Origin of the sequence: Bradyrhizobium sp. B124 (assembly GCF_038967635.1) — a bacterium.
GTDB lineage: Bacteria > Pseudomonadota > Alphaproteobacteria > Rhizobiales > Xanthobacteraceae > Bradyrhizobium.
In genome coordinates, this window is record NZ_CP152413.1 from 5,657,392 (window position 1) to 5,681,012 (window position 23,621).

Below are 23,621 nucleotides of genomic sequence, written 5' to 3' on the forward strand. Positions count from 1 at the left end.
TTCGATTGGCTAGCGGTATGACATTCTTATTGAAACATCATACCGCGCTTGCTAGCGTCGTTTCGCCGGGATTGGTTGGAGCTGGTGCGGTCGTCGCGTGACTGTAGCAGGTATCATGCGGGGGCATGGGCGTTGCGTCGTACTGCTTGGCGGATATTTCCCGCCGCCGCATCCATTGCAGCATTCGCGCCGGTCGCCGAAGCGCAGACGCTTCCCCCCGCGCCCGGGCAACTGCCGCCGGTGACGGTGACCTCGCCCGATCAGGCTCCGCCCAAGCGCGCCAAGCCATCGCAGCGTCGGCACCATGTTGCCGCTAGCCGCCGCCAGCCCGCGGCACCGCAGTCGAACCAACCCAGCTCCGCAAGCAACGGAATCACCGGCGGCTCTGCAACGGTGTCTCCCACCTTGCAGCCGACCGCGGCCAGCGAGCGGCAGATCAGCGGCGACGAGGTGAACGCGCGGCCGGTCTCGCGCGTCGGTGAAGTCCTGGAGGTGGTGCCGGGCCTGATCGTCACCCAGCATTCCGGCGAGGGCAAAGCCAACCAGTATTTTCTGCGCGGCTTCAATCTCGACCACGGCACCGATCTCGCCATCACCGTCGACGGCATGCCGGTCAACATGCCGACCCATGGTCACGGCCAGGGCTATGCCGACATCAACTTCCTGATCCCGGAGCTGATCCAGTCGGTCGACGTTCGCAAGGGCCCCTACTACGCCGACAAGGGCGACTTCGCGTCTGCCGGCGCGGTCGACATCAACTATCTCGACCGGCTTTCGAAGAATACCGTGGAGCTGACCGCCGGCAGCTTCTTCTATCAGCGCGCGATGGCCGCGGGCTCGACGCGCGTGGGTGATGGAACGTTGCTCGCAGCCTTCGAGGCCAACAAATACAACGGCCCGTGGGACGTGCCCGACGACATCCGCAAGCTGAACGGCGTGCTGCGCTACAGCCAGGGCACCGCGACCGACGGCTTCTCGCTGACCGCGATGGCCTATTCCAACGGCTGGAATTCGACCGACCAGGTCGCGCAGCGCGCGATCGATCAGGGCCTGATCGGCCGCTACGGTTCGCTCGATCCGACCGACGGCGGCACCTCCAGCCGCTTCAGCCTGTCCGGCAACTGGGCGCAGTCCAGCAACTACGGGCAGACCAGGCTCAACGCCTATGTGATCCACTCGTCGTTGCAGCTCTACAACGACTTCACCTATTTTCTCGACGACCCCGTCAATGGCGACCAGTTCAGCCAGATCGACAAGCGCACCGTCTATGGCTTCGACGCCAGCCACGCCGCCGATGTCCGCATCGCCGGAATCGACACCCAGACCCGGATCGGCGTGCAGACCCGCTACGACGACATCAACGTCGGCCTGTTCAAGACCGCGCAGCGCGAGATCCTGTCCACGGTGCGCAATGACCAGGTGCAGGAGGGCAGTGTCGCGCTGTGGGCCGATAGCACCGCGCGCTGGACCGACTGGCTGCGCACCACGGTCGGCGTCCGCGAGGATTATTTTGCCGGCCACGTACTGAGCGACACGCCGCAGAATTCCGGCAACGCGCAGGCGGCGATGACGAGCCCGAAGGCCGGCATCGTGCTCGGTCCCTGGTCCAAGACCGAGTTCTACGGCAATGCCGGCTTTGGCCTGCATTCCAATGATATCCGCGGCGCGACCATCACCGTCGATCCCAACGACAAGGTGATGCCGCTCGATCGCGCGCCGCTCTTGGTGCGCTCGAAGGGCGCCGAGCTCGGCATCCGCAGCAAGGCGATCGACGGGCTCACTTCGTCGCTCGCGGTGTTCGTGCTCGACTTCGATTCCGAACTGCTGTTCGTCGGCGATGCCGGCACCACCGAGCCGAGCCGACCGAGCCGGCGCGTCGGCGTCGAGTGGACCAACCAGTATAAACTGCTGCCGTGGATGAGCCTCGATTTCGACCTTGCCTATACCCGCGCCCGCTTCACGGATTATGATCCGGTCGGCAACTTCATTCCCGGCGCACCGGCCTGCGTCGCCAGCGGCGGCGTCACCTTCGGCCGTGACACCGGCTGGTTCGGCAGCCTGCGCGCTCGCTATTTCGGTCCGCGCCCGCTGATCGAGGACGACAGCGTCCGTTCGCTGTCGTCCCTCATCGTCAACGCCCGCGCGGGTTACAAATTCGACAACGGCATGCGACTGCAGCTCGACGTCCTCAATCTCTTCAACGCGCAAACCAACCAGATCGAATATGACTATCTGTCGCGGCTGCCGGGTGAGCCGATCGACGGCGTCGGCGACCGTCATGTGCATCCCGCCGAGCCGCTTGCCGTGCGCCTGACGCTGGCGGCGACGTTCTGATCAGTCGCGCGCGCGGCGGCTCGAGCTGAAATCCTCGACGTCGGGCTGCACAGGGGGTGTTTCGCGATAGGGCGGTACGATCAGCATCACGACCCGCCGTGTCCGGCCGGCCCTGCCGAGTAGCGTCGCCTGGGCATCAAACTCGGAGCGAAAGACGTCGGTTGCGCGCAAGGTCGTGCGCTTCATCCAGCTCAGGCAATCTAGCTGGTCGGCGAAGCACAATGCGGCCCAGCCGCGATCGAGTGTGGTCTTGCGCGGCAATCCCCAAGTGTACTGGTAAGCGAACGGCCGGGCATAGTGCGGATGGTCCGGACTGTAGAAGGCGGCAGCGAAAGCGAGCGCGTCGTCGCCGCTGACGGCGGCGAGCGGTGTCCCGGCCGCGTCGCGCCATCGCGCGGTGAGCTCGGTCGCGGCGGCGTGATAGAAGTCGCGGCCTTCTTCATAGCCGTAAGCGCTGCGATAGAGGGCATGGATCGGAGCGCCGACGGTGACCGCGAGAATGGCGATCCCGGCCACCATGACGGTCAGGTTGACCGCGTAGAAGCGCTCGATCGGGTAGCTCGTTGCGCACACGATCAGAACCACGAACAGGAAGAGACCCTGTACCGCCCAGAGCGACGGCAGGTCGGTGCCGATCGCGAGCGAGACGGTCACCGGAAACAGGATGGTCCCGATTGTGACCAGCAGCAGCAGACGGAGCCCTGGGTTCATCGTGCGGAAATCGGCCGGCAGCCGCGCCAGCCGCGGGCCGGCAATGAACACCCAGGTCACCGCCGCGATCGCGAGCGCCGCGATCAGGCCCGTGATGAAGTAGGCGACTTCCCATAGCGCGGCGACATGATCGGCGCCGGCATGCGCGAGCGCATAGTCGAACGGCGTTGCGCCTGTGGTGGCGAGCCAGTGCAGATGCGGGCCAAGCACGAGCATGCCGGCCAGCGTCGAGATCCAGGGTGAGGCCGACAGCAGATAGCGGCGGCGATCCGGATGCAGCACGGCTGCGGAGACGAAGCTTGCGACCAGGAAGATCGAATAATATTTGCCGAGCATCGCCAGTGCGCAGGCCGCCCCCGCCGCGATCGCCCAGCCGAGCTGCCTCGGCGCCTCGAACGCGCGCAGGAAGCAGTAGGTTGCCAGCGGCCAGACCGCCAGCAGCACCGTGTTCGCGTTGAAGCGCTGGGCATGGAATTGATAGACCGGCAGCAGCATCAACAGCAGCAGCACGATCGCCCGCTTCTCGCCACGGACAAAGCGGCGAGCGATCAGGTCGACCGCCCATAGCGCCAACGCTGCGTTGACCATCGCCATCAGCTGCAGCGACCAGTCGGTCAGGGGGAAGATCACCGTCCATCCCCGCGTGATCCAGCCCATCAACGGCGGATGCTTGGGGTATCCCCATGCGAGGTGCCGGCCGAGCGTCCAGGTCTCGAGCACGTCCGGATGCAGGCCGGCGCCGAGATAGGCGATGACGAGATACGTGGTCCAGGTTGCAACAAAGAGGACGAGCAGAATCGGGATCGACCACCCGGTTTCGATTCCCTCCAGCCATTTGATCAATGGACGGCGCCAGCGCGCCGGGTCCTTGTCGGACGCGACGGCCATCGCCGAGAAATTGATAAGCGAGAGCACCGTAAAACTACCGAATGAAAGCAGGCGTGAAGCGCGCGCACCCTAGTGATGCGAGCGCGAGAACTCAACGGCGGAGCCGGACGATGAGACGGATTCCAGACCGGGGTTGAGGCGGCCAGCGCTCGACATGTCGAGCCTGACGCCTGCGCCCGTCACACCGGCGCGGTTTCCGCCGCGGTCACTTCCGCAGCCGGAAGCGGCGCCTCTTCGTCAATCGCTTCAGGAACAAGCGGCGGCGACTTGTACTCTGGAAACACACTGAATTCGCCGGCTACCTCCTGGAGCGGCTTCTGCTTGTCGGCCCAGTGCAGGGCCGTGTAGTCGAAACCGTGCACGATGGTGGGTTTGATGACTTCGAAATAGGGCGAGATGTCGAAGTCGCGCGGCATGTAGAGCGACGAATCGCGGATGTGCAGGATCTCGCGACGCGCCTTGCGGCTGGCAGCACGCGTGATCTTCGGCAGGATCGGATAGCGCACGGCGTCGAACGCCTGCGCGATCAGCGCCGAGCAGATGATCTTGGTCGGATCGCCGGAGCCGAACGCGATCATGCGGCGCCGCCAGCGCTGCGGAATCGGCAGCGGAAACAGATAGCGCGCGAGATCGACGATGTTCTTGGTGTCGTAGCCGAAGCCGATGCGGTTGATAGCGTAACGGCACACCGTGGTGCGGTCCTCGAAGGACAGCCCGACCGGCCGGCAAAGGCGGGTGTGATAGGACAGGTATTTCGACAGCGGCGCCGAGGTCACGCCTTCGCCGATATTGGCCTCGATCAGCACATGCTGTTCGCCGTCAGGCTCGAACGCGCCGTCGATCGGTCCAACGAAAAGCGCGGCATGCGACCAGGTCGATTGCGTGAGGTATTTGATAATGCCGGAAATCCGGTTGTTGCCTTCGACCAGCAGCACATCGCCGGGCTGCATGATGCCCCGCAGATGGTCCGGATCGCTCGGCGTGAACGGCTCGTAACCGGGGACTTCCTTCTGCAGGTACCCCGCGATCCATTTGCCGACGGTATCGAGCATTACGCCCATGAATTCCCCCCAGCGGTTCTACGACCGCTTCCGTTCACTTAATCATGGTCGCAAGCCGTTGCAATTTAGTTCATGCCGTCAGCGGATCAATCATGATTGATTTACCATGATGGTTGCTGCGGTCGGTGAGATGCGGCACAGTTCGCGAAGCGTTCCCATTCTCTGCAAGTCCCCGGAAACCATGCCAGAAGCTATGTCATGACAGTGACCCGCCGCGATTTCCTGTCGGCGTCCGCAGCTCTGGCGCTGGCGCCCGTGCTGGGCGGCCGGGCTGTCGCTGCGCCGCTGCCGCGTGAGGCCGACATCGTGGTGATCGGCGCGGGTGCCGCGGGCATTGCCGCGGCGCGACGGATCGCCGCCGCGAACCGCAAGGTGATCGTGGTGGAGGCGTCCGGCCAGGTCGGCGGCCGCTGCCAGACCGATGCATCGACCTTCGAGGTGCCGTTCGACCGCGGTGCGCGCTGGATGCACAATCCCGAAACCAATCCGATGATCCGGCTGGCGCGCTCCGCGGGCCTCGACATCGTCACGGCGCCTGCAGGGCAGAAGATCCGCATCGGCCGGCGCTACGCCCGACCTAGCGAGACCGAGGAGTTTCTGGCGGCACTGGTGCGCGCCAATCGCGCCATCGACGACGCCTCGCGCAAGGCCGATATCGCCTGCGCCGCGGCAATGCCGAAGGATCTCGGCGATTGGGCCGGCACCGCGGAATTCCTGCTCGGGGCCAATTTCAGCGGCAAGGATCTGAAGGACCTTTCGGCCGTCGACAAGGTGCGCGCGCAGGATCGCAACACCGCCATCGCCTGCCGGCAGGGGCTCGGCGCGCTGATCGCGAAACTCGGTGAGCAGCTTCCGCTGGCGCTGTCGACACCCGCGCAACGCATCCTGTGGAGCAATCGCGACGTGATGGTCGAGACGCCTTCCGGCAAGATCACCGCGCGCGCCGCTATCGTCACGGTGTCGAGCAACGTGCTCGCGAGCGGCAATATCAAGTTTGCGCCCGAGATCCCGAAGCGCACGCTCGACGCCGCCGCCAAGCTCGGCCTCGGCAGCTACGATCGCATCGCGTTGCAGATCCCCGGCAATCCGCTCGGGCTGTCGCGCGACGACGTCATCATCGAGCAGAGCAATTCGACCAGGACGGCGCTGCTCTACGGCAATATCGCGGGCTCCTCATTATGCACGATCGACGTCGCCGGCTCGTTCGGCCGCGACCTGTCAGCGCAGGGCGAGAAGGCGATGACTGCTTTCGCGGTGGAATGGCTGACGAAGCTCTACGGCAGCGAGGCAGGCGCTGCCGTGAAGAAGACCAGCGCGACGCGCTGGAACGCACAGCCCTTCATCCTCGGCGCGATGTCGGCGGCAGTCCCCGGCGCGCAATTTTCCCGCAGGATCCTGTCCGAGCCGATCGGCGCGATGTATCTCGCGGGCGAGGCCACGCATGAGACGCTGTGGGGTACGGTCGACGGCGCCTGGGAAAGCGGCGAGCGCGCCGCCGACGCCGCGCTGCGCAGGATCGGCGGGGTGAAGGATACGACGCCGGAGCCCGCAGCGCCCGTCGCAAAACACAAGCGCCGCGCGCCGCGCTCTGCCGGGCCGATGAATTGATGGCTAGGTGAGATCAGGCAGCTTGGTGGAGTGTGGGTAGAGCGCTGCCGCACGACAGGTGTCGTCCCTGCGAACGCAGGGACCCATACTCCGCGGCCGCTGTTGTGTGAACGCGACTCGTCGTTCGAGCATCGCGTAAGCATCACCATTCGTGGTTATGGGTCCCTGCGTTCGCAGGGACGACGGCGAGTCTGTGGCGCCACCTGAGTCGCACATCCCGGTCGCCGTCGGGCAACTCAGTGATTGGGGGCGGCTTTTCTTCCCGTCATTCCGGGGCAGCCCGCAGGGCTGAGCCCGGAATCCATCGGGCCGCAAAGTGGTGGTGAAATGGATTCCGGGCTCGACGCTGCGCGTCGCCCCGGAATGACAGGAACGGACAGCGTGCCCAGCCTCACACCGGCAGCTTCAGCTCCATCAGATCCTTGGCCACCACGATGCGGCCCTTGAAATTCGTCTTCACGTCCCGTGTCCAGTCCTCGTCGGTGACATCAGGGTCGTCGCCGGGGACGAAATGGCTCAGCACCAGTGTCTTCACGCCGGCGGCGGCTGCAATGCGGCCGACGTCTTCGGTCGAGGTGTGGCTGTCGAGCAGATGCTTCTTCAGTGTCGCGCCGTTCTTGGTCTTTGCCACCAGCCGATCGACCGCGGGAATGTAGAGGCATTCGTGCACCAGCACGTCGGCACCTTTGGCGAATTCGGCGAGCTTCGGATTGTAGGCGGTGTCACTGGAGAACACGATCGTGCCGTCCGGCGTTTCGAACTTGTAGGCGAAATTGTCGACGATCGGCGGATGCGGCGTGCGGAACGCGGTGACGGTGACGTCAGGCGTCTTCAGCACCACGCCGTCGTCGGTGACGTCCTTCGCGATCAGCAGCTTGCGCGGATCGGGCCGGCCTTCGTCCGCGATCCGGGTCTCGACGTCGAACTTGTTCAGCTCCCAATAGTCCTTGGTCATCGCCTCGATGCCCTTGGGGCCGAACGAGTGGATCGGCGTCGAGAGGCCGGCCGCCCACGCGTTGTAGAACAGATTGCCGTATTCCAGATTGTGATCGGAATGGTGGTGGCTGATGAAGATGTACTTCACGGACGGGATCGGCACGCCGGCGCTGACCAGCTGGCGGCTGACGCCCATGCCGCAATCGATCACGAACGGCGTGTCGTTGACGACGACGAGATTGGCCGGATTGGAGGCGCCGTTGCCGACCCGCGGACCGCCTTTGGTGCCGAGGAACACGATCCGCGTGCGCGGCTTTGCGCCCTGCGCGTGCACGCTCGGGGCTGCGAGCATGGCGGCGCTGCCGAGCGCCAGTTTCAAAGCATTGCGGCGATCGATCATCGGTTCTCTCCCTGATTATTTTCTGGACCCTACCCGCCGCGCAAAATGCCATCAAGCGCCGGCAGGCCGACGATGACGGCTGCTGCGATCAGCGCGTAGCAGATCGCGCGAAACACCTGCTCGCTGGCCTTGCCGAACAGCGACGCGCCGAACCAGACGCCGATGCCGTAGACGGGGCCGACGATCAGCGAGAACTTGATCGACTCGACCGTGATCAATCCGGTGAACCAATAGCTGACCAGCGAGAAGAAATCCGAGGCCCCGAAGAACAGCACGATATTGGCGCGCGAGATCACCGACGAGATCGGGCGTCCCAGCCAGTAGGCGACGATCGGCGGGCCGCCGGTCTGCGCGAGGCCGCTGCAGAAGCCGGAGAGGCCGCCGACGCCGATCGAGAGCGCGGCGTGATCCTTGCCGCGATAGCGCCAGCCCGACAGCAGCAGCGCGAGCAGCGCCGCGACGAAGCAGGAAATGATCCAGCGCGTGGTCACGGGCTCAAGCACCGTCAGGAAATAGGTGCCGACGGGAACGCCGACCAGCGCGCCGGCGACCATCACCGCGGTCGCCTTGCGATCGGCATGAGTCCAGGCGTTCGGCAGCAGCGGCGCGGCGGCGACGAAGTCGATGATGAGCAGCAGCGCCGCCACCAGCCGCGGCGCGGCCACGCTGCTCGCCAGCGGCATGAAGATCAGCGCCGAGCCGAAGCCGGAAAAGCCGCGCGCCGTGCCCGACACGAACGCAATCGCGCAGATCGCAAGCGCGATGCTGGTCGAGATGTCGGAGGGGAGGAGGGTGAAGGAGGTCATGGGAGGATAGCGAGATCCAACTAGCTGGCCGGCAAATGGACTCAGACCCGTCATCCTGAGGTGCGAGCGGAGCGAGCCTCGAAGGATGAATCGGCAACAGCTAGGCCGTCGACCCTTCGAGACGGCCGCTGCGCGGCCTCCGCAGGGTGACGGTGCGAGAGCGCGCCCTCTCTACTCCATCACGCCCGCAGCGTGCCGCCGGTCTTCTTCGTCACTTCGGCGACGACCTTGGCGGCGACGGCGTCGATCTCCTGGTCGGTCATCGTCTTCTCGCGCGGCTGGATGGTCACGGCGATTGCGATCGACTTCTTGTCGGGATCGATGCCCTTGCCTTCATAGACGTCGAACACGGTGACGCCGGTGATCAGCTTCTTGTCGACATTCTGCGCCGCGCGGACGATGTCGCCCGCCTTGACGCCGCGATCGACGATGAAGGCAAAGTCGCGCGACACCGGCTGGAATGCCGAGAGCTCCAGCACCGGCTTGGCGCGGGTCGCCTTCTGCTTGCCTTCCGGGATCCGCTCGAGGATCACCTCGAACACGATCATCGGACCGTCGGCGCCGAGCGCCTCGGCCGCACGCGGATGTAGCTCGCCGAAGGTGCCGAGCACGTTCTGCGGGCCGATCTGGATGGTGCCAGAACGTCCCGGATGCAGCCAGGCAGGACCGCCCGGCACGATCTGCAGCGCCTGCATCGGCGCGCCGGCCGCCGCCAGCACGGCGAAGGCGTCGGCCTTGGCATCCATCGCGTCCGCCGCGGCCGAGCCGGTCCAGTGCCGCCCGATGCCCTTCGACGAGGCGTAGCCATGGCGTACACCGGAGGCGGCCACGAGCTGGTCCTCGGGGCGGTCGCCGCGGAACACCTGGCCGACCTCGAACAGTGCGACATCGGGATAGCCGCGATTGATGTTGGCCTGAGCCGCCGCGACGAGGCCGGGCAGCAGGCTCGGCCGCATGTCGGAGAGATCGGCCGCGATCGGGTTGGCGAGCACCAGCTCGCTCTGGCCGCCGCCGAACAGTTTTGCCGCGTCATTGGTGATGAACGACCAGGTCACGGCTTCCACCAGGCCGCGGACGCCGAGCGCGCGCTTGGCGCGGCGGGTGCGTTGCTGCATCGGCGTCAGCACCGGCTTGCGCGGCTCCTCGCCACGCTCGAACGGCGTCATCGGCACCTTGTCGACGCCGACGATGCGCACGATCTCTTCCACAATGTCGGCCTTGCCCTGCACATCGGTGCGCCAGGACGGGATCGCGATCTTCACGACAGGGCCGTTGCCGGCCAGCATGAAGCCGAGCCGGGTGAGGATCAGCTTAACTTCGACCAGCGGCACCTCGATGCCGGCGAGACGCTTGACCTCGCTGAGCGGGAAGTCGACCACGCGATCCTCGCCGAACTGCTTGCCGACCACGACGTTCTCGGACGGCGTGCCGCCGCACAGCTCCAGCACCAGTCTGGTCGCGAGCTCGAGCCCGGGCACCATGAAGGCCGGATCGACGCCGCGCTCGAAGCGGTAGCGCGCATCCGAATTGATGCCGAGCTTGCGGCCGGTCTGCGCGATGTTGATCTCGTTCCACAGCGCCGATTCGATCAGCACGTCAGTCGTGTTGTCGTCGCAGCCCGAGGCCTCGCCGCCCATGATGCCGGCGAGCGACTCGACGCCGTGCTCGTCCGCGATCACGCAGACATTGCTGTCGAGCGTGTAGGTGCGGCCGTCGAGCGCGAGCAGGGTCTCGCCGTCCTTGGCGCGGCGGACGCTGAGGTTGCCCGTCACCTTGCTGGCGTCGAACACGTGCAGCGGACGCGCGCAGTCGTAGGTCATGAAGTTGGTGATGTCGACCAGCGCGTTGATCGGGCGCAGGCCGATCGAGATCAGCCGCTTCTGCAGCCATTCCGGCGACGGACCGTTCTTGACGCCGCGCACCAGCCGCAGCGCGAAGCCTGGACACAGCGCGGCATCTTCCACCTTCACCTGGACGGGGCAGGGGAATTCGCCCTTGATCGGCCTGATGCCGGGATCCTTGAACTTGCCCATGTCGGCGGCGGACAGATCGCGCGCGATGCCGTGCACGCCGGTGCAGTCCTGCCGGTTCGGCGTCAAATTGATCTCGATGACGGGATCGCCGAGCCCGGCCCAGTCGGCATAGCCCTTGCCGAGCGGCGCGTCGGCCGGCAGCTCCATGATGCCGTCGTGGTCTTCGGAGATCTGCAGTTCGGCGGCCGAGCACAGCATGCCGCGGCTCTCGACGCCGCGGATGGTGCCGACGCCCAGCGTGATGTCTTTGCCCGGGATGTAGGTGCCGGGCGGCGAGAATACGCTGATCAGCCCGGCACGCGCATTCGGCGCACCGCACACCACCTGCACCGGCGCACCGCCGTCGCCGGTGTCGACCATGCAGACGCGCAGCCGGTCGGCATTCGGATGCTGCTCGGCCGAGATCACGCGCGCGATGGTGAACGGCGCGAGCGCCTTCGCCTTGTCCTCGATGTTCTCGACCTCAAGCCCGATCATGGTGAGCTTGTCGGCGAGCTTGTCGAGCGGCTCGTCGGTCTCGAGATGTTCCTTCAGCCAGGAGAGGGTGAACTTCACGGCTGCATGCCTCGGTTCTTGTTGGTGTTGACTAGATTAACTTGGTCGCTCGTTTCGCAATGTCGCGCTCACGCGCGGACATCACGTGCTGAGCCCGCCAGCGATCGTCGGGATGTCGAGCGGCTTGAAGCCGTAGTGGTTGAGCCAGCGGATGTCGTTCTCGAACAGCTGGCGGAGATCGGCGATGCCGTATTTCAGCATCGCGATGCGGTCGATGCCCATGCCCCAGGCAAAACCCTGGTAGATGTCGGGATCGATGCCGCAGGCGCGCAGCACGTTCGGGTGCACCATGCCGCAGCCGAGAATCTCCATCCAGTCCTCGCCCTCGCCGAAGCGGATCTCGCCCTTGTCGCGGCGGCACTGGATGTCGACCTCGAGCGACGGCTCGGTGAACGGGAAGAACGACGGCCGGAACCGCATGTTGATGTGGTCGACCTCGAAGAACGCCTTGCAGAACTCGTGCAGGATCCATTTGAGGTGGCCGAGATGCGAGCCCTTGTCGATCACGAGGCCCTCGACCTGGTGGAATTGCGGCGTGTGGGTCGCATCCGAGTCGATGCGATAGGTGCGGCCCGGGCAGATCACGCGGATCGGCGGCTTCTGGCTCAGCATGGTGCGCACCTGCACCGGCGAGGTGTGGGTGCGCAACAGCATGCGCGTGCCGTCCTCCTTCGGATTGAAGAAGAAGGTGTCGTGCATTTCGCGCGCCGGATGGCCGATCGGGAAGTTCAGTTTTGTAAAGTTGTAGTCGTCGGTCTCGATGTCGGGACCTTCGGCGACCGCAAAGCCCATATCGGCGAAGATCGTGGTGAGCTCGTCCCAGACCTGGCTCAGCGGATGGATGCGGCCGGTCTCCGCCGGCGTCTCGCGCAGCGGCAGCGTGACGTCGATGGTCTCGGCGGCGAGGCGCGCATCGAGCGCGGCCGCTTTCAACACGTCGCGCCTGGCAGCGAACGCCTGCGTCACCGCATCCTTGGCAAGGTTGATCCTCGCGCCCTCGGTCTTGCGCTCCTCCGGCGACATTTTTCCAAGGGTCGCAAGGAGCGCCGAGATCGAGCCCTTCTTGCCGAGCGCCGAGACGCGCACCGCCTCGAGGGCGGCCTCGTCAGCGGCCGAGGCGATCTGGTCGAGGATGGAAGTTTCGAGGGTTGCGAGGTCGGACACGGTCAATTCCTGCGCTGAGCATGATCCGGCGGGAAGAGCCGGCTTCCGAACCATGCGCCAAAATTCGGCTGGGTTGTCGCCGCCCGAAGGCCGTAACGTCAAGCAAAAAGCCGGTCATTTCGGGCTTGTGGCCGACTGCATTGAACCCCGCGCGGAGGTCGGGCTACCCAAGGGGAGTTCAAGGAGACCCACGCGATGTTGCTGCGATCTTGCCTGGCCGTGCCGGCGGTCCTGTTCATGCTCGGCACGGCGTATGCCGCGACCGAGGAATGTCCCGCCAAATCCACCCAGATGGACGACATCATCGCGGTGCTGGAGAAGGCGCCGAGCTGCAACCGCGCGATGAAGATCTTCGAGGCGTGCGAATACGGCGCCAGCGGAGACGTCCAGTTCGGTGCCGTGGTCGAGAAGAAATGCGAGGTGGACTTCCTGTCCGGCCTCAAGGGTGCGCCGAAGCGGGCGTATCAGCACGAGATGCAGGTCTGCGACCGCAAGTACCGGAATGAATCCGGCACCATGTACATCTCGTTTACGGCGTTCTGCCGGGCGCAGGTCGCCCAGCGCTATTCGCAGAAGGCGCTGAAAGCGGTCCAGAAGGCCCGCTAGGATCAGGCAGCCAGCGCGGCCTTGGCCTTCTCGGCGATCGCCTGGAACGCAACCGGCTCGTGGATCGCGAGATCCGACAACACCTTGCGGTCGACGACGACGCCCGACTTGGAGAGGCCGTTGATAAACACGCTGTAGGTCATGCCGAACGGACGGACCGCAGCGTTGATGCGCTGGATCCAGAGCGCGCGGAAGGTGCGCTTCTTGCGCTTGCGGTCGCGGAAGGCGTACTGGCCGGCCTTTTCGACGGCCTGCTTGGCAGTGCGGATGGTGTTCTTGCGGCGGCCGTAATAGCCCTTGGCGGCCTTGAAAACTTTCTTGTGCTTGGCGTGAGAGGTCACACCGCGTTTGACGCGAGACATGACGGAAATCCTTGAGATCTAGAAGAAGTGACGGGGCGCCGCGCCAGGCGCGGCCGGGTTCAAGCAGATGAGCGCGATCAGGCGTTCGGCAAGAAGTACTTCTTGACGTTGTCGCCGTCGGTCTTGAACAGCACGCGGGTGCCGCGGAGCTGACGGATCTGCTTCTTCGTCCGCTTGATCATGCCGTGGCGCTTGCCGCGCTGGGCGTGCATGACTTTGCCAGTGGCAGTCACCTTGAAGCGCTTTTTAGCGCCCGACTTGGTCTTCAACTTGGGCATTTAGCTCTCCTGTCGCCCAACACGAATATCGCCCAAAGAGGCGTTCGGCCGGCTAAAATGCTCGTTAGAGCGTTGAAAGTGCTATGGTTTTTTCCGAATTGAAAGAACCTGCACTGAACGTCGCCACGGCAGCCCTTGATCAGCCGGGCGGCGAAGGCCCGGCTTATGACAGAGGATCGGCGATTTTGCAACGTTTCAGGTAGCCAAACTACGGAGCCGTAGCCCGGATGGAGCGGAGCGAAATCCGGGGCCGGTCGAGCCGCGGACGCACCGTCCCGGATTACGCTGGCGCTCCATCCGGGCTACGGGAGCCCCTATCCGGGCTACGAAAAGAAACGGCCCGCCAGAGGGTCTGACGAGCTGCTCCATTTTCAGCAAAGCGACGAATTCGAATTAGCGCGGCGCCAGCACCATCACGACCTGGCGGCCTTCGAACCTCGCGTCCTGCTCGACCTTGGCGAACTCGGCAACGTCGGCCTTCACCTTGTCCAAGAGCTTGGTGCCGATCTCCTGGTGCGCCATCTCACGACCGCGGTAGCGCAAGGTGATCTTGACCTTGTCGCCTTCCTCGAAGAAGCGCTGCATCGCGCGCATCTTCACGTCATAGTCGTGATCGTCGATCATCGGGCGGAGCTTGATCTCCTTGATCTCGACGACCTTCTGCTTCTTGCGAGCTTCGGCGGCCTTCTTCTGCGCGGAATATTTGTACTTGCCGTAGTCCATGATCTTGCAGACCGGGGGACTGACGTTCGGCGAAATCTCGACGAGATCCATGCCGGCTTCCATGGCCATCTTGATGGCCACCATGGTTTCGACGGTGCCCTGGTTGACACCATCTGAATCAATCAGCTGGATCTGCGCGTTGCGAATCTCATCATTGGTGCGCGGCCCGTCTTTTGCGACTGTGGGCGGGGCTCTATTGGGACGGCGAATGGGTAACTCTCCAAAGTTGTGAAAGGGAAGGCGGATATTTTGAAGCAAGACGCTGCGACGGGCAAGCGAACTCGCTCTTTTACGCGGCAAAACCGTCAATTGCGAGGCATTTTAGCCACGCCCGGCACATATAGCGGGCGCGCCTGCTCTGCAAGGCGGGCCTGCTGCCGTTGACCGCTGCCGCGCGACGATTGAAAAGCAGGTCTCTGACACGCGAGTGACCAAACCATGAGCCAAACCGCCACATCCGAGCAGGAACCCGCCTTCATCGAGGTCGGCGAGGGCCTTGGGGCGCGTCGGATCGCGGTGCGCGCCCGTCCAGGCGGCGGCCCCGGCAGCGCAAGTGGCGCGCCCGGCAGCACAAGTGGCGCGCCGGGGTTGTTCTGGCTCGGCGGCTTCAAATCCGACATGACCGGCACCAAGGCGATCGCGCTCGATGCATGGGCGGCCCAGCATGGCCGCAGCTCGGTCAGGTTCGACTATTCCGGCCACGGCGAATCCGGCGGCGACTTCGCCGACGGCACGATCGGCCGCTGGCTCGAGGAGAGCGTCGCGGTGTTCTCGCAGTTCTGCCGCGGGCCGCAGGTCGTGATCGGGTCCTCGATGGGCGGCTGGATGGCACTGCTGTTGGCGCGCGAGATCGCCAGACGTGGCAATGCGGGCGGCGGCGGCAAAGCCCAGCTCGCCGGCCTCGTGCTGATCGCGCCGGCGCCCGACTTCACCGAGGAGTTGATGTGGAAGGGCTTCTCGCCGGAGATCCGCGCCGAGATCGAGACCAAGGGCGTCTGGCTCAGGCCCTCCGACTATGGCGACGGCTCGCCCTATCCGATCACCCGCAATCTGATCGAGGAGGGCCGCAACCACCTCTTGCTCGGAAGCAAGATCGACGTCGGCTGCCCGGTGCGCATCCTGCAGGGCGCGCAGGATCCAGACGTGCCATGGAAGCATGCGTTCGCGCTGGTGCATCGGCTGCCGGCCGAGGACGTGGTGCTGACCATGATCCAGGACGGCGATCACCGCCTGTCGCGGCCGCAGGACATCGCGCGGATCATCGCCGCAGTGGCGGAGATTTAGCCACGCCGCCGCCCTTCGAGGGCCGCTGAAGAAGCGGCCACCTCCAGCGACAACGGCTTCGCCGTTGCGCGGGGGTGACGGCTACGGATAGGGACGTCATCCTGAGGTGCGAGCCTTGCAGCGCACTTGCGCTGCTGGGCGAGCCTCGAAGGATGGCCACACGCACCGGGGAGAAACGCAATGGATACAACAAGCATGCTGCGCGCGTTCTGCGACGCGGTCGAACAGCGCAACGGCAAGGCCTTCGCGAGCCTCTTCACCGAGGACGGCGTCTACCACGACGTGTTCTACGGTGCGTTCGAGGGCCACGCCAAAATCGCCGAGATGATCGACGACTGGTTCTACCGGACCGCGACCGATTTCCGCTGGGTGATGCACGACCCCGTCACTGACGGCAAAACGCTCTACGCGCGCTACACGTTCAGCTACCGCTCGACCTTGCCGGAAGCCAAGGGGGCGCGTGCGATGTTCGAGGGTGTCGCGATCATGCGGCTGCGCGATGGCAAGATCACGGAGTACCACGAGGTCGCCAACACCGCGCCCGCCTTCGTCGACCTGAACTTCGCGCCGGAACGGATCGCCAAGATCGTCGGCAAGCAGGGCGCCGCGCTGCGGGCCCGGCCGGAGATGAAGCGGCATTTGGATTGATCGAAGCCGCAATTTCTCTGTCGTCATTCCGGGGCGCGCGAAGCGCGAGCCCGGAATCCATCGGGCCGCATGCCCTGGCCGAGAAATGGATTCCGGGTTCATCGCTGCGCGATGCCCCGGAATGACGATCAGGGCGGCGGCGGATTGGTCATCGGCTTGCGCTGGGCGAGCGCCGCGACGGTGGAGGTGCCGATCGGGCCCTGCTCGTCATAGAGCCAGCATTCGCCGATCGCGATGCCGTCGGTGGCGTGATGGTTGACGACTTCGAAGCCGATCCAGTTGCTCACCGGCAAACGGTGCAGATAGATCGTGACGTCGCTGTTGATGTAGCCGAGGCCCTGGTCGCCGGCATTGGCGAAGGGACTGGCGAAATCCGCGCCGGTCGCGACATGGACGAACGGCGTCATCCTCACGCCCGCGACGAGCTCGCGGACTTCGCTCATCCAGAGCCTGCGCTCGCCGAGCGAGCCCATGTGGCCTGCGATCGGCCGCGTTTCCCATTTGCCGTTCATGCCGAGCCTCGGATCGGCCGGCTTCGGAATCTCCGCGGGCGCCGGCACGTTCCAGTTCGGCGGCGACCACACATTGCCGGGCGCATTTTCCGTCCTGCGCAACAACTGGCAGGAGGCGCGCGCCATGCTGGTGCCGCCGGAGACAAACTCGGCCTCGATCACCTTGATGCGGAGCCCATCGCGCACGAGCTTCGTCGTCACCTCGACCGGCGTCGTGATGTTGGGCAACCGGAACATGTCGACGGTGAGCCGTGCCGGGACGAAATCGTCGGAGCCGTGACGCTCCTCGATGACGAAGCCGAGCAGGCCGATTACGACGCGGCCGTGCATCGATTCCGGGCTCCACGGACCGTTGGCAACTGACGTCGGCATGAAGCCGTCGCCATCTCTGGTGAAGAAGGGCTGGTTTGTCATGGTCTGCGACCATGACGGGAACGGCGCGACGAAATCAAGAGGCGGCTGCCGCACGCCACTCCTGCTGCACGCTGATGTCAGGCTCGCCGCCGGCGCGTGACGCCAGCGCTGCGAACGCGTCGCGGGCGATCAGTTGCGACAGCGCCCACACCGCCGCGCCGCGCACCAGCGGGCTTGCATCGTCGAGCAGGCGCCGCGCCTCGCCGGCAAGGCTTGCGTCGCCGGAGTTGCCGATCGCGATCAGCACATTGCGGATGAAGCGGTCGCGGCCGATGCGCTTGACCGGCGATTTCGTGAACAGCGCGCGAAACGCGGCATCGTCGAGCCGCGCGAGATCGGCGAGCGCGGGCGCGCGCAACGTGTCGCGTGCGGCGAGCTTCTGCTCGCGGCCCGCCATCGCGAACTTGTTCCACGGACACACCGCGAGGCAATCGTCGCAGCCATAGATGCGGTTGCCGATGGCCTTGCGGAATTCGTGCGGGATCGGACCCTTGTTCTCGATCGTCAGATACGAGATGCAGCGCCGCGCATCGAGCTTGTAGGCGGAAGGAAACGCCGCGGTCGGGCAGATGTCCTGGCAGGCGCGGCAACTGCCGCAATGATCGGCTTCGCCCTCATCGCGCGGCAGCTCGGTCGCGGAATAGATCGCGCCGAGAAACAGCCACGAGCCGAATTCGCGCGACACCAGATTGGTGTGCTTGCCCTGCCAGCCGATGCCGGCGGCTTGTGCGAGCGGCTTCTCCATGACCGCGGCGGTGTCGACGAACACCTTCACTTCGTCGCCGGTCGCAGCAGCGAGCCAGCGCGCCAGAATTTTCAGCCGCTTCTTGATCACGTCGTGATAGTCGTCGCCCTGTGCATAGACCGAGATCGCGCCATGCGACCGGCGCGCGAGAATTTCGAGCGGATCATCGTCGGGCCCGTAATTGACGCCGAGCATGATGATCGAGCGCACGCCGCTCCACAGCACGCGTGGGTCCGTGCGCCGCTCCGGATTGGCCGCAAGCCAGTCCATCTCGCCATGGCCGCCGGAGCCGAGGAATTCCAAAAAATATTGTCCGGCCTCGCGCGTCGCATCAGGATCGGTGAAGCCGATGGCATCGAAGCCGAGTGCGCGCGCCTCGCGCTGAAGGGCGGCCTTGAGATCGGACGGAGAGAGCCGGACCGCCTGGTTCAGAAGTCGAGGTCCACATAGGTGCGCGACGCCGGCACCCCCGCCAGCCACTCGCTGAGCAGCGGACGGAACGACGGGCGGGATTTCACCCGCGCGTACCACGCCTTTGCCGCGTCGTCCTCGCTCCATGGCACGTCGCCCAGATAGTCGATCGCCGAGAGATGCGCCGCGGCGGCGAGATCCGCGTAGGTGAGGCGGTCACCGGCGAGATAGTTCCGCGTCTTCGCCAGCCAGCCGATATAGCTCAGATGATAGCGCACATTGACCTTGGCGGCGCGCATGATGTCGGGCGCCGGCGGACCGCCGCCATTGTCCTCGCTCATGAAGCGCTTGTAGATCCGCTCGGTCACCAGCGGATTGGAGGCTTCCTCGAAGAATTTCTCGTTGAACCACGCCATCAGCCGGCGCACCTCGACGCGCTCGGCCGTCGAGGTCGGCAGCAGCCGCCGCTCGCCGGCATCGAGGCCGTGCGTCTCGTCGACATATTCGGCGATCACAGGCGCCCCCGGAATCGGCGGAAAACCCTCGGCGATCAGAACCGGCGTGTTTGCCGCCGGATTGAGCGCCAGGAACGCCTCGCGCCGCTCCCAGACCCGTTCCTCCACCAGGCGCAGATCGAGGCCATACTCGCCGAGCACGAGGCGAATGAAGCGCGAATGCGGACAGAACGGATGGTGATACAGCGTATACATGAAGCCCTTGGTAGTGTCGTGGCGCTTAAGAAACCATCAACCTGTGTGACCTGACCTGTGAATTGGCCGGACCAGTTCCGCTCGTCTCTATGTCGCGTCGGCACGCAAACCGGTAGCCACCCCCGCCGATGGTGCGGGTCACAAAAACGCTATAGCCCAGCAAATCGGCCGGGTAACCCATTGTTTGACGATTCTTTGCGATTGCGGCCTATGTGCGAATAAGCGAGAAGAATTCGGTTTTCCACACAGGGCAGATCAGATCATGATGACGGATATGCTGCGGGCGGTGATTCTCGGCATCGTCGAGGGCGTCACCGAGTTCCTGCCGGTTTCTTCGACAGGCCACCTGCTGCTCGCGGAACGCTTCTTCAATCTCGGCGAAGGCAATTTCTGGAAGAGCTTCGCGATCCTGATTCAGCTCGGTGCGATCCTCGCGATCCTCGTACTCTACTTCACCAGATTGTGGCGCGTCGCGCTCGGCATGTTCTCCAATCCCGACGACCGTCGCTTCGTGATCGGCGTGCTGGTGGCGTTCCTGCCCGCCGTCGTGATCGGCCTGATCGCCGGCAAATACATCAAGGAATTCCTGTTCAATCCGTGGGTGGTCTGCTTCACGCTGATCGTCGGCGGCGCCGTCCTGCTCTGGGTCGATCAGCTCGATCTCAAGGTGTACGAGGACGACGCGACCCGGTTCCCGCTGTTGATGTATTTCTGGATCGGTGTCGCGCAGTGCATGGCGATGATCCCCGGCGTGTCGCGCTCCGGCGCCAGCATCGTGGCTGCGATGCTGCTCGGCGCCGACAAGCGCTCGGCAGCGGAGTTCTCGTTCTTCCTCGCGATCCCGACCATGGTCGGCGCGTTCGCCTATGATTTCTACAAGAACCGCGCCGACTTCTCGTCGGACAACCTCAGCGTCATCGCGGTCGGCTTCGTGGTCTCCTTCATCGTTGCAATGGTCGTGGTGAAGACGTTCCTCAACTACGTCACCCGCCACGGCTTCACGTTCTTCGCCTGGTGGCGCGTGATCGTCGGCACGCTCGGCCTGATCGCGCTGGCGATGGGACGGTAAAGGCGCGCTCCGCTGTCGTCCCTGCGAAAGCAGGGACCCATAACCACTGCTATTTCAGTCGCGAAGAGCTGTGGCCCCAGCGCTCTACACCCGCAGCATTTGTGGTTATGGGTCCCGGCTCGCGCGGAGCCTGTCATCGGGCGCGCGTTCGCGCGACCCGTTGGCTTGGCCGGGACGACGAATGAGAGCGCCTACGCGCTCTTCTTCTGGAACTGCCCCGTCGCGCGGAAGCGCCAGAGATATTGCGGGGCGATCGCTTCCATCGAATCGGGCGTGATGCCGAGACCCGCGAAAGTGAGACCGGCGGCCTTGGCGGCGTCGGATACCACATTGTCCGAGCGCAGCATCGCGACCTGATCCGGGGTCAGCGTGAACGGCCCCGGCGCGAATTGCAGGACATACGACTGCAGCTTGGCGAGGCCGAACGGCAGCGGCGCCAGCATGCGGTCGCGCTGGGTGATCTGAAGGATGATCTGCATCACCTCGCGCATGGTCAGCACTTCCGGGCCGCCGAGCTCGTAGGTCCCGCCCGGCTTCGCCTTGCCGTCCACGGCATCGGCCACGGCGTCCGCGACGTCGGCGACATAGGCCGGCTGCACCTTGTTGATGCCGCCGCCGACCAGCGGCAGCACCGGCGACATCCGCGCCAGCGCCGCAAAGCGGTTGGTGAACTGATCCTCGGGCCCGAACAGCAGCGACGGCCGCATGATGGTGGCCTGCGGCAGGGCCGCCTGCACCGCCTGCTCGCCTTCCGCCTTGGCGCGGTAATAGCCCGACAGCGAATCCCTATCGGCCCCGATCGCCGAGACGTGGACCATCCGCCCGCCCACGGCGGCCGCCGCCCTGGCGATGGTCTCGGCGCCCTTTACCTGCACGGCGTCAAAACTCTGCCCGCCGCCCTCGGCCAGGATGCCGACCAAATTGATGGCGATATGCGAATCACGCATCGCCGCCTCGACCGAGGCCGGGTAGCGCACATTGGCCTGGACGGCATGAATCTGCCCGACGCGGCCGAGCGGCTGCAGATGGCCGGCCAGTTCAGGCCGCCGCACCGCGACTCGCACGCGGTATTCGCGCTTGCAGAGCGCCCGGACCACGTTCCGTCCCAGAAAACCCGATCCGCCGAATACCGTGACGAGCGTTTCCAGGTTCGATGCCATGAGGTCCATTCCTGCCGGATTCGAGAGCGATTGGGCGTGTTTAGAGCCTCTCGCGATACGCCATCAGCCCAATCCTGTACAGGCTATTTGAATTTCCAATCGCGAATTTGACAAGCGCGTAACCGATCCTTACTAAGCCGCTCCACATGCCCAGGTGGCGGAATTGGTAGACGCGCTGGCTTCAGGTGCCAGTGGCTTAACGGCCGTGAAGGTTCGAGTCCTTTCCTGGGCACCACCCCCTTTTTAAGCGATTGAAATCGCTCAGCATCCGGAGGGTGGGTGCGGCGAAGCCGTGACCCGCCGGGGGGCGCGGCGCGACAGCGATCATTCGCTTCGTTCTGTGCGCCGAATCCCCGATTTGGAGTGACTGGTTTCCCGCCTGGCGTTGAGGAAAATCAGACTATGCCTCGATCAGGGGCAGGCACACCTTGAAGCCTTTCCCGTTGGGCTTCGAGCCACACCAAGCGTTTCATTGCCGACTTCTTTAGCGAGGCAGAAAGCTCAAGGTGCAATGCCCGAAATTCGGCGCGGCTGATCCAGCTATTCAGTTCGCGCAAGCTGAGTTCGGCCGCATCGGCCTCAGTTTGCGGTGATCGCGACCGTTTGCGCATTTTCCAGCGTCAGGCGAGACGGACGTGATCTCGTTCGATCCAAACGGAGTGCATGTAGCTTGGCTCCTGGACGACCTCGCCGACTTCGAGCTCGACCAGGCGTCCCTTGAGATCGACAATCGGAAAATGACGGCCGAGGCACCTCATGAATAGTACCCGCGTTTCGATGTCTTCCGGCAGCGCCTCCGGAACTGCCACGACTTCAACCCTATCCCCAATCTTCATTCCAGCGACCGCCCCTCACACCACCCGCCGCCCCGCACGCCGCGCGATCGGCCGCTGCACGAAATACATCGCGATCATCGAGATCATCGAGCTCGCCACGACGACATAGCCGATCCGGTCGAAATGCAGCAGCGAGCCGTCCGCATTCTCGGCGACGATCGCGGCTGCAGCCACCGAGCCCAACCCGCCCGACAGCTGCTGCACCGACGCGCTGATCGCGCTGAACGAGCCGCGCTGGCTGGCGTCGGGGATCGCCGACATCAGCGTCTGCGACGGGATCATGCGCGAGAAGATGCCGACGAACATCAGCACATTGACGATGATCGCGGTCAGCAGCGAGACGCGGCCGAGATGGGTGTAGATCAGCACCATGATGGCCGACACCACGCAGCCGAAGATGAAGGTCGGATATTTGCCGAACGCATCGCTGGCGCGGCCGACCAGCGGTCCCATCAGGATGCTGAACAGGCCGGAGACCAGGTAGATCGTCGGCAGATGGACGATGTCGATGCCGAGATTGTGCACGGTGAAGGCGCTGCCGAACGGCATCAGCATGAAGCCGCCGGTCGCCAGCAGCGTCGTCACCAGGAAGGCCAGCGTGTAGCGCGGCTGCGCGACGGTTGCGATCAAATGCTGGAACGGGTTGCTGTCGTGCTGCAGCTTGAGATGCCCGTCGACCGGCTCCATCACCAGCGCGATGGTGGCGATTGCCGCGATCGACAGGCCGACGATGGCCACGAAGCAGACGTGCCAGTTCCAGTGATTGGCGAGGAATAGTCCGGCGGGCACGCCGAGCACCTGGCTCGCGGCGAACGCAGTCTGGATGAAGCCCATCACGCGGCCGCGCAGATGCAGCGGAAACAGGTCGGTGACGATGGCGAGCACGACGGAGCCGATCACGCCGCCGAACAGGCCGGTGACGATGCGGCCGAGCAGCAGGACGTGGAAATTCTGCGCCAGTGCGCACAGCACGGTGCCGAAGGTGAAGCCGACATAGAAGAACAGCAACAGCCGCTTGCGGTCGAAGCGATCGGCAAAGCCGGCGGCGAGGATGCCGGAAATGCCCGCCGCGAACGCGTAGGCCGAGACCGCGACGCCGAACTGCCCTGCCGTGATGTTGAGCGACGGCATCAGGATGGCGCCGAGCGGCGACATGATGATGAAGTCGAGGATCAGGGTGAATTGCGTGAAGGCAAGCAGCGCGATCAGGAAGGCTTGATAGCGCGAAAAGCCGCGTTCCTGCGGCTCGTCGATCGGCGCGGCGATGGTCTGTTCCGACATAAGGCTCATTTCATTGCGAAGCGGGTCCGGGCCGGCAACAGATAGGGTGGGTACGGCCGGATTTCATGGGGCGCGCCGGCAACAGT

The 23,621-nt window shown here is 64.8% G+C and carries 21 protein-coding genes and 1 tRNA gene; 7 read left to right on the forward strand and 15 right to left on the reverse strand.

From position 1 onward, the window contains the following. The first annotated feature begins 174 nt into the window (after nt 1-174). Nucleotides 175-2,334 (forward strand): TonB-dependent receptor, encoded by a 2,160-nt coding sequence (locus AAFG13_RS26960; RefSeq protein WP_342713402.1) that lies wholly within the window; start codon nt 175-177, stop codon nt 2,332-2,334. Here AAFG13_RS26960 and AAFG13_RS26965 read toward each other — a convergent pair whose 3' ends face one another. Further along, a complete protein-coding gene (locus AAFG13_RS26965) occupies nt 2,335-3,960 on the reverse strand; it encodes a glycosyltransferase family 39 protein (protein WP_342708722.1) in 1,626 nt (541 codons plus the stop codon). 152 nt (nt 3,961-4,112) lie between these two features. After that, nucleotides 4,113-4,994: a YiiX/YebB-like N1pC/P60 family cysteine hydrolase gene (locus AAFG13_RS26970; protein WP_249132627.1), complete on the reverse strand. Its 882-nt coding sequence runs from the start codon at nt 4,992-4,994 to the stop codon at nt 4,113-4,115. 198 nt (nt 4,995-5,192) lie between these two features. Between AAFG13_RS26970 and AAFG13_RS26975 the strand changes: the two genes are divergently transcribed. Next, nucleotides 5,193-6,602, forward strand: a complete 1,410-nt coding sequence (locus AAFG13_RS26975) for an NAD(P)/FAD-dependent oxidoreductase (protein WP_342708723.1) — start codon at nt 5,193-5,195, stop codon at nt 6,600-6,602. A gap of 391 nt (nt 6,603-6,993) precedes the next feature. On the opposite strand, the gene AAFG13_RS26980 is transcribed toward AAFG13_RS26975, so the two are convergent. The 4 genes from AAFG13_RS26980 to pheS all read right to left on the reverse strand — a co-directional run bounded on the left by AAFG13_RS26980 (nt 6,994) and on the right by pheS (nt 12,496). After that, nucleotides 6,994-7,938, reverse strand: a complete 945-nt coding sequence (locus AAFG13_RS26980) for an MBL fold metallo-hydrolase (protein WP_342708724.1) — start codon at nt 7,936-7,938, stop codon at nt 6,994-6,996. Nucleotides 7,939-7,967: 29 nt separating this feature from the next. Continuing rightward, on the reverse strand, nt 7,968-8,744 hold the full coding sequence (locus AAFG13_RS26985) for a sulfite exporter TauE/SafE family protein (protein WP_342708725.1): 777 nt from the start codon (nt 8,742-8,744) through the stop codon (nt 7,968-7,970). Nucleotides 8,745-8,923: 179 nt separating this feature from the next. Then, the gene (pheT, locus tag AAFG13_RS26990; protein WP_212312648.1) at nt 8,924-11,332 is read right to left on the reverse strand and encodes a phenylalanine--tRNA ligase subunit beta; all 2,409 of its coding nucleotides are present in this window, start codon (nt 11,330-11,332) and stop codon (nt 8,924-8,926) included. A gap of 81 nt (nt 11,333-11,413) precedes the next feature. Continuing rightward, entirely contained in the window at nt 11,414-12,496 is a 1,083-nt protein-coding gene (gene pheS / locus AAFG13_RS26995) for a phenylalanine--tRNA ligase subunit alpha (protein WP_212312646.1), read from the reverse strand. A 195-nt stretch (nt 12,497-12,691) separates the two neighbouring features. Between pheS and AAFG13_RS27000 the strand changes: the two genes are divergently transcribed. After that, nucleotides 12,692-13,102 carry a hypothetical protein gene (locus tag AAFG13_RS27000; protein ID WP_342708726.1) on the forward strand — a complete coding sequence of 137 codons (411 nt, stop codon included), beginning with the start codon at nt 12,692-12,694 and terminating at the stop codon, nt 13,100-13,102. A gap of 2 nt (nt 13,103-13,104) precedes the next feature. Here the strand turns inward: AAFG13_RS27000 and rplT are convergent, their stop codons facing one another. From rplT to infC, 3 genes are all read right to left on the reverse strand, one after another. Next, nucleotides 13,105-13,464 (reverse strand): 50S ribosomal protein L20, encoded by a 360-nt coding sequence (gene rplT / locus AAFG13_RS27005; protein ID WP_029081033.1) that lies wholly within the window; start codon nt 13,462-13,464, stop codon nt 13,105-13,107. A gap of 77 nt (nt 13,465-13,541) precedes the next feature. Next, nucleotides 13,542-13,742 carry a 50S ribosomal protein L35 gene (rpmI, locus tag AAFG13_RS27010; protein WP_008539890.1) on the reverse strand — a complete coding sequence of 67 codons (201 nt, stop codon included), beginning with the start codon at nt 13,740-13,742 and terminating at the stop codon, nt 13,542-13,544. 393 nt (nt 13,743-14,135) lie between these two features. Continuing rightward, a complete protein-coding gene (gene infC, locus AAFG13_RS27015; RefSeq protein ID WP_092126381.1) occupies nt 14,136-14,675 on the reverse strand; it encodes a translation initiation factor IF-3 in 540 nt (179 codons plus the stop codon). 228 nt (nt 14,676-14,903) lie between these two features. Between infC and AAFG13_RS27020 the strand changes: the two genes are divergently transcribed. Together AAFG13_RS27020 and AAFG13_RS27025 are read left to right on the forward strand one after the other, a co-directional pair. Beyond that, entirely contained in the window at nt 14,904-15,749 is an 846-nt protein-coding gene (locus tag AAFG13_RS27020) for an alpha/beta hydrolase (RefSeq protein WP_342708727.1), read from the forward strand. Nucleotides 15,750-15,929: 180 nt separating this feature from the next. Further along, a complete protein-coding gene (locus tag AAFG13_RS27025; protein ID WP_212312633.1) occupies nt 15,930-16,397 on the forward strand; it encodes a nuclear transport factor 2 family protein in 468 nt (155 codons plus the stop codon). A 128-nt stretch (nt 16,398-16,525) separates the two neighbouring features. On the opposite strand, the gene AAFG13_RS27030 is transcribed toward AAFG13_RS27025, so the two are convergent. Genes AAFG13_RS27030 through AAFG13_RS27040 form a run of 3 tightly spaced genes read right to left on the reverse strand, consistent with a single transcriptional unit; the run spans nt 16,526 to nt 19,189 of the window. After that, a complete protein-coding gene (locus tag AAFG13_RS27030; protein WP_212312631.1) occupies nt 16,526-17,323 on the reverse strand; it encodes an acyl-CoA thioesterase domain-containing protein in 798 nt (265 codons plus the stop codon). 34 nt (nt 17,324-17,357) lie between these two features. After that, complete coding sequence (queG, locus tag AAFG13_RS27035) at nt 17,358-18,548, reverse strand: tRNA epoxyqueuosine(34) reductase QueG (protein ID WP_342708728.1); 1,191 nt, start codon at nt 18,546-18,548, stop codon at nt 17,358-17,360. Further along, nucleotides 18,497-19,189: a glutathione S-transferase family protein gene (locus AAFG13_RS27040; RefSeq protein ID WP_212312627.1), complete on the reverse strand. Its 693-nt coding sequence runs from the start codon at nt 19,187-19,189 to the stop codon at nt 18,497-18,499. The genes queG and AAFG13_RS27040 overlap by 52 nt, the downstream gene beginning before the upstream one ends. 262 nt (nt 19,190-19,451) lie before the next feature. Between AAFG13_RS27040 and AAFG13_RS27045 the strand changes: the two genes are divergently transcribed. Then, nucleotides 19,452-20,258, forward strand: a complete 807-nt coding sequence (locus tag AAFG13_RS27045) for an undecaprenyl-diphosphate phosphatase (protein WP_212312625.1) — start codon at nt 19,452-19,454, stop codon at nt 20,256-20,258. Between the two features lie 191 nt (nt 20,259-20,449). Here AAFG13_RS27045 and AAFG13_RS27050 read toward each other — a convergent pair whose 3' ends face one another. Then, nucleotides 20,450-21,418, reverse strand: a complete 969-nt coding sequence (locus tag AAFG13_RS27050) for a complex I NDUFA9 subunit family protein (RefSeq protein ID WP_342708729.1) — start codon at nt 21,416-21,418, stop codon at nt 20,450-20,452. A gap of 148 nt (nt 21,419-21,566) precedes the next feature. Between AAFG13_RS27050 and AAFG13_RS27055 the strand changes: the two genes are divergently transcribed. Continuing rightward, nucleotides 21,567-21,653: transfer RNA gene (locus AAFG13_RS27055), tRNA-Leu, on the forward strand. Nucleotides 21,654-22,038: 385 nt separating this feature from the next. On the opposite strand, the gene AAFG13_RS27060 is transcribed toward AAFG13_RS27055, so the two are convergent. Together AAFG13_RS27060 and AAFG13_RS27065 are read right to left on the reverse strand one after the other, a co-directional pair. Then, entirely contained in the window at nt 22,039-22,254 is a 216-nt protein-coding gene (locus AAFG13_RS27060; RefSeq protein WP_212312621.1) for a hypothetical protein, read from the reverse strand. A gap of 15 nt (nt 22,255-22,269) precedes the next feature. Next, the gene (locus AAFG13_RS27065) at nt 22,270-23,535 is read right to left on the reverse strand and encodes an MFS transporter (protein ID WP_342708730.1); all 1,266 of its coding nucleotides are present in this window, start codon (nt 23,533-23,535) and stop codon (nt 22,270-22,272) included. Nucleotides 23,536-23,621 lie beyond the last annotated feature (86 nt).

Coding starts and splice junctions, on each gene's coding strand:
- AAFG13_RS26985 (WP_342708725.1), bottom strand. CDS start 8,744: ATGACCTCCTTCACCCTCCTCCCCTCCGACATCTCGACCAGCATCGCG.
- AAFG13_RS27040 (WP_212312627.1), bottom strand. CDS start 19,189: ATGTATACGCTGTATCACCATCCGTTCTGTCCGCATTCGCGCTTCATT.
- AAFG13_RS27025 (WP_212312633.1), top strand. CDS start 15,930: ATGGATACAACAAGCATGCTGCGCGCGTTCTGCGACGCGGTCGAACAG.
- AAFG13_RS26975 (WP_342708723.1), top strand. CDS start 5,193: ATGACAGTGACCCGCCGCGATTTCCTGTCGGCGTCCGCAGCTCTGGCG.
- rpmI (WP_008539890.1), bottom strand. CDS start 13,742: ATGCCCAAGTTGAAGACCAAGTCGGGCGCTAAAAAGCGCTTCAAGGTG.
- AAFG13_RS27030 (WP_212312631.1), bottom strand. CDS start 17,323: ATGACAAACCAGCCCTTCTTCACCAGAGATGGCGACGGCTTCATGCCG.
- AAFG13_RS26970 (WP_249132627.1), bottom strand. CDS start 4,994: ATGGGCGTAATGCTCGATACCGTCGGCAAATGGATCGCGGGGTACCTG.
- AAFG13_RS27045 (WP_212312625.1), top strand. CDS start 19,452: ATGATGACGGATATGCTGCGGGCGGTGATTCTCGGCATCGTCGAGGGC.
- rplT (WP_029081033.1), bottom strand. CDS start 13,464: ATGTCTCGCGTCAAACGCGGTGTGACCTCTCACGCCAAGCACAAGAAA.
- AAFG13_RS27060 (WP_212312621.1), bottom strand. CDS start 22,254: ATGAAGATTGGGGATAGGGTTGAAGTCGTGGCAGTTCCGGAGGCGCTG.
- AAFG13_RS27020 (WP_342708727.1), top strand. CDS start 14,904: ATGAGCCAAACCGCCACATCCGAGCAGGAACCCGCCTTCATCGAGGTC.
- AAFG13_RS27065 (WP_342708730.1), bottom strand. CDS start 23,535: ATGTCGGAACAGACCATCGCCGCGCCGATCGACGAGCCGCAGGAACGC.
- AAFG13_RS27000 (WP_342708726.1), top strand. CDS start 12,692: ATGTTGCTGCGATCTTGCCTGGCCGTGCCGGCGGTCCTGTTCATGCTC.
- AAFG13_RS27050 (WP_342708729.1), bottom strand. CDS start 21,418: ATGGCATCGAACCTGGAAACGCTCGTCACGGTATTCGGCGGATCGGGT.
- AAFG13_RS26980 (WP_342708724.1), bottom strand. CDS start 7,938: ATGATCGATCGCCGCAATGCTTTGAAACTGGCGCTCGGCAGCGCCGCC.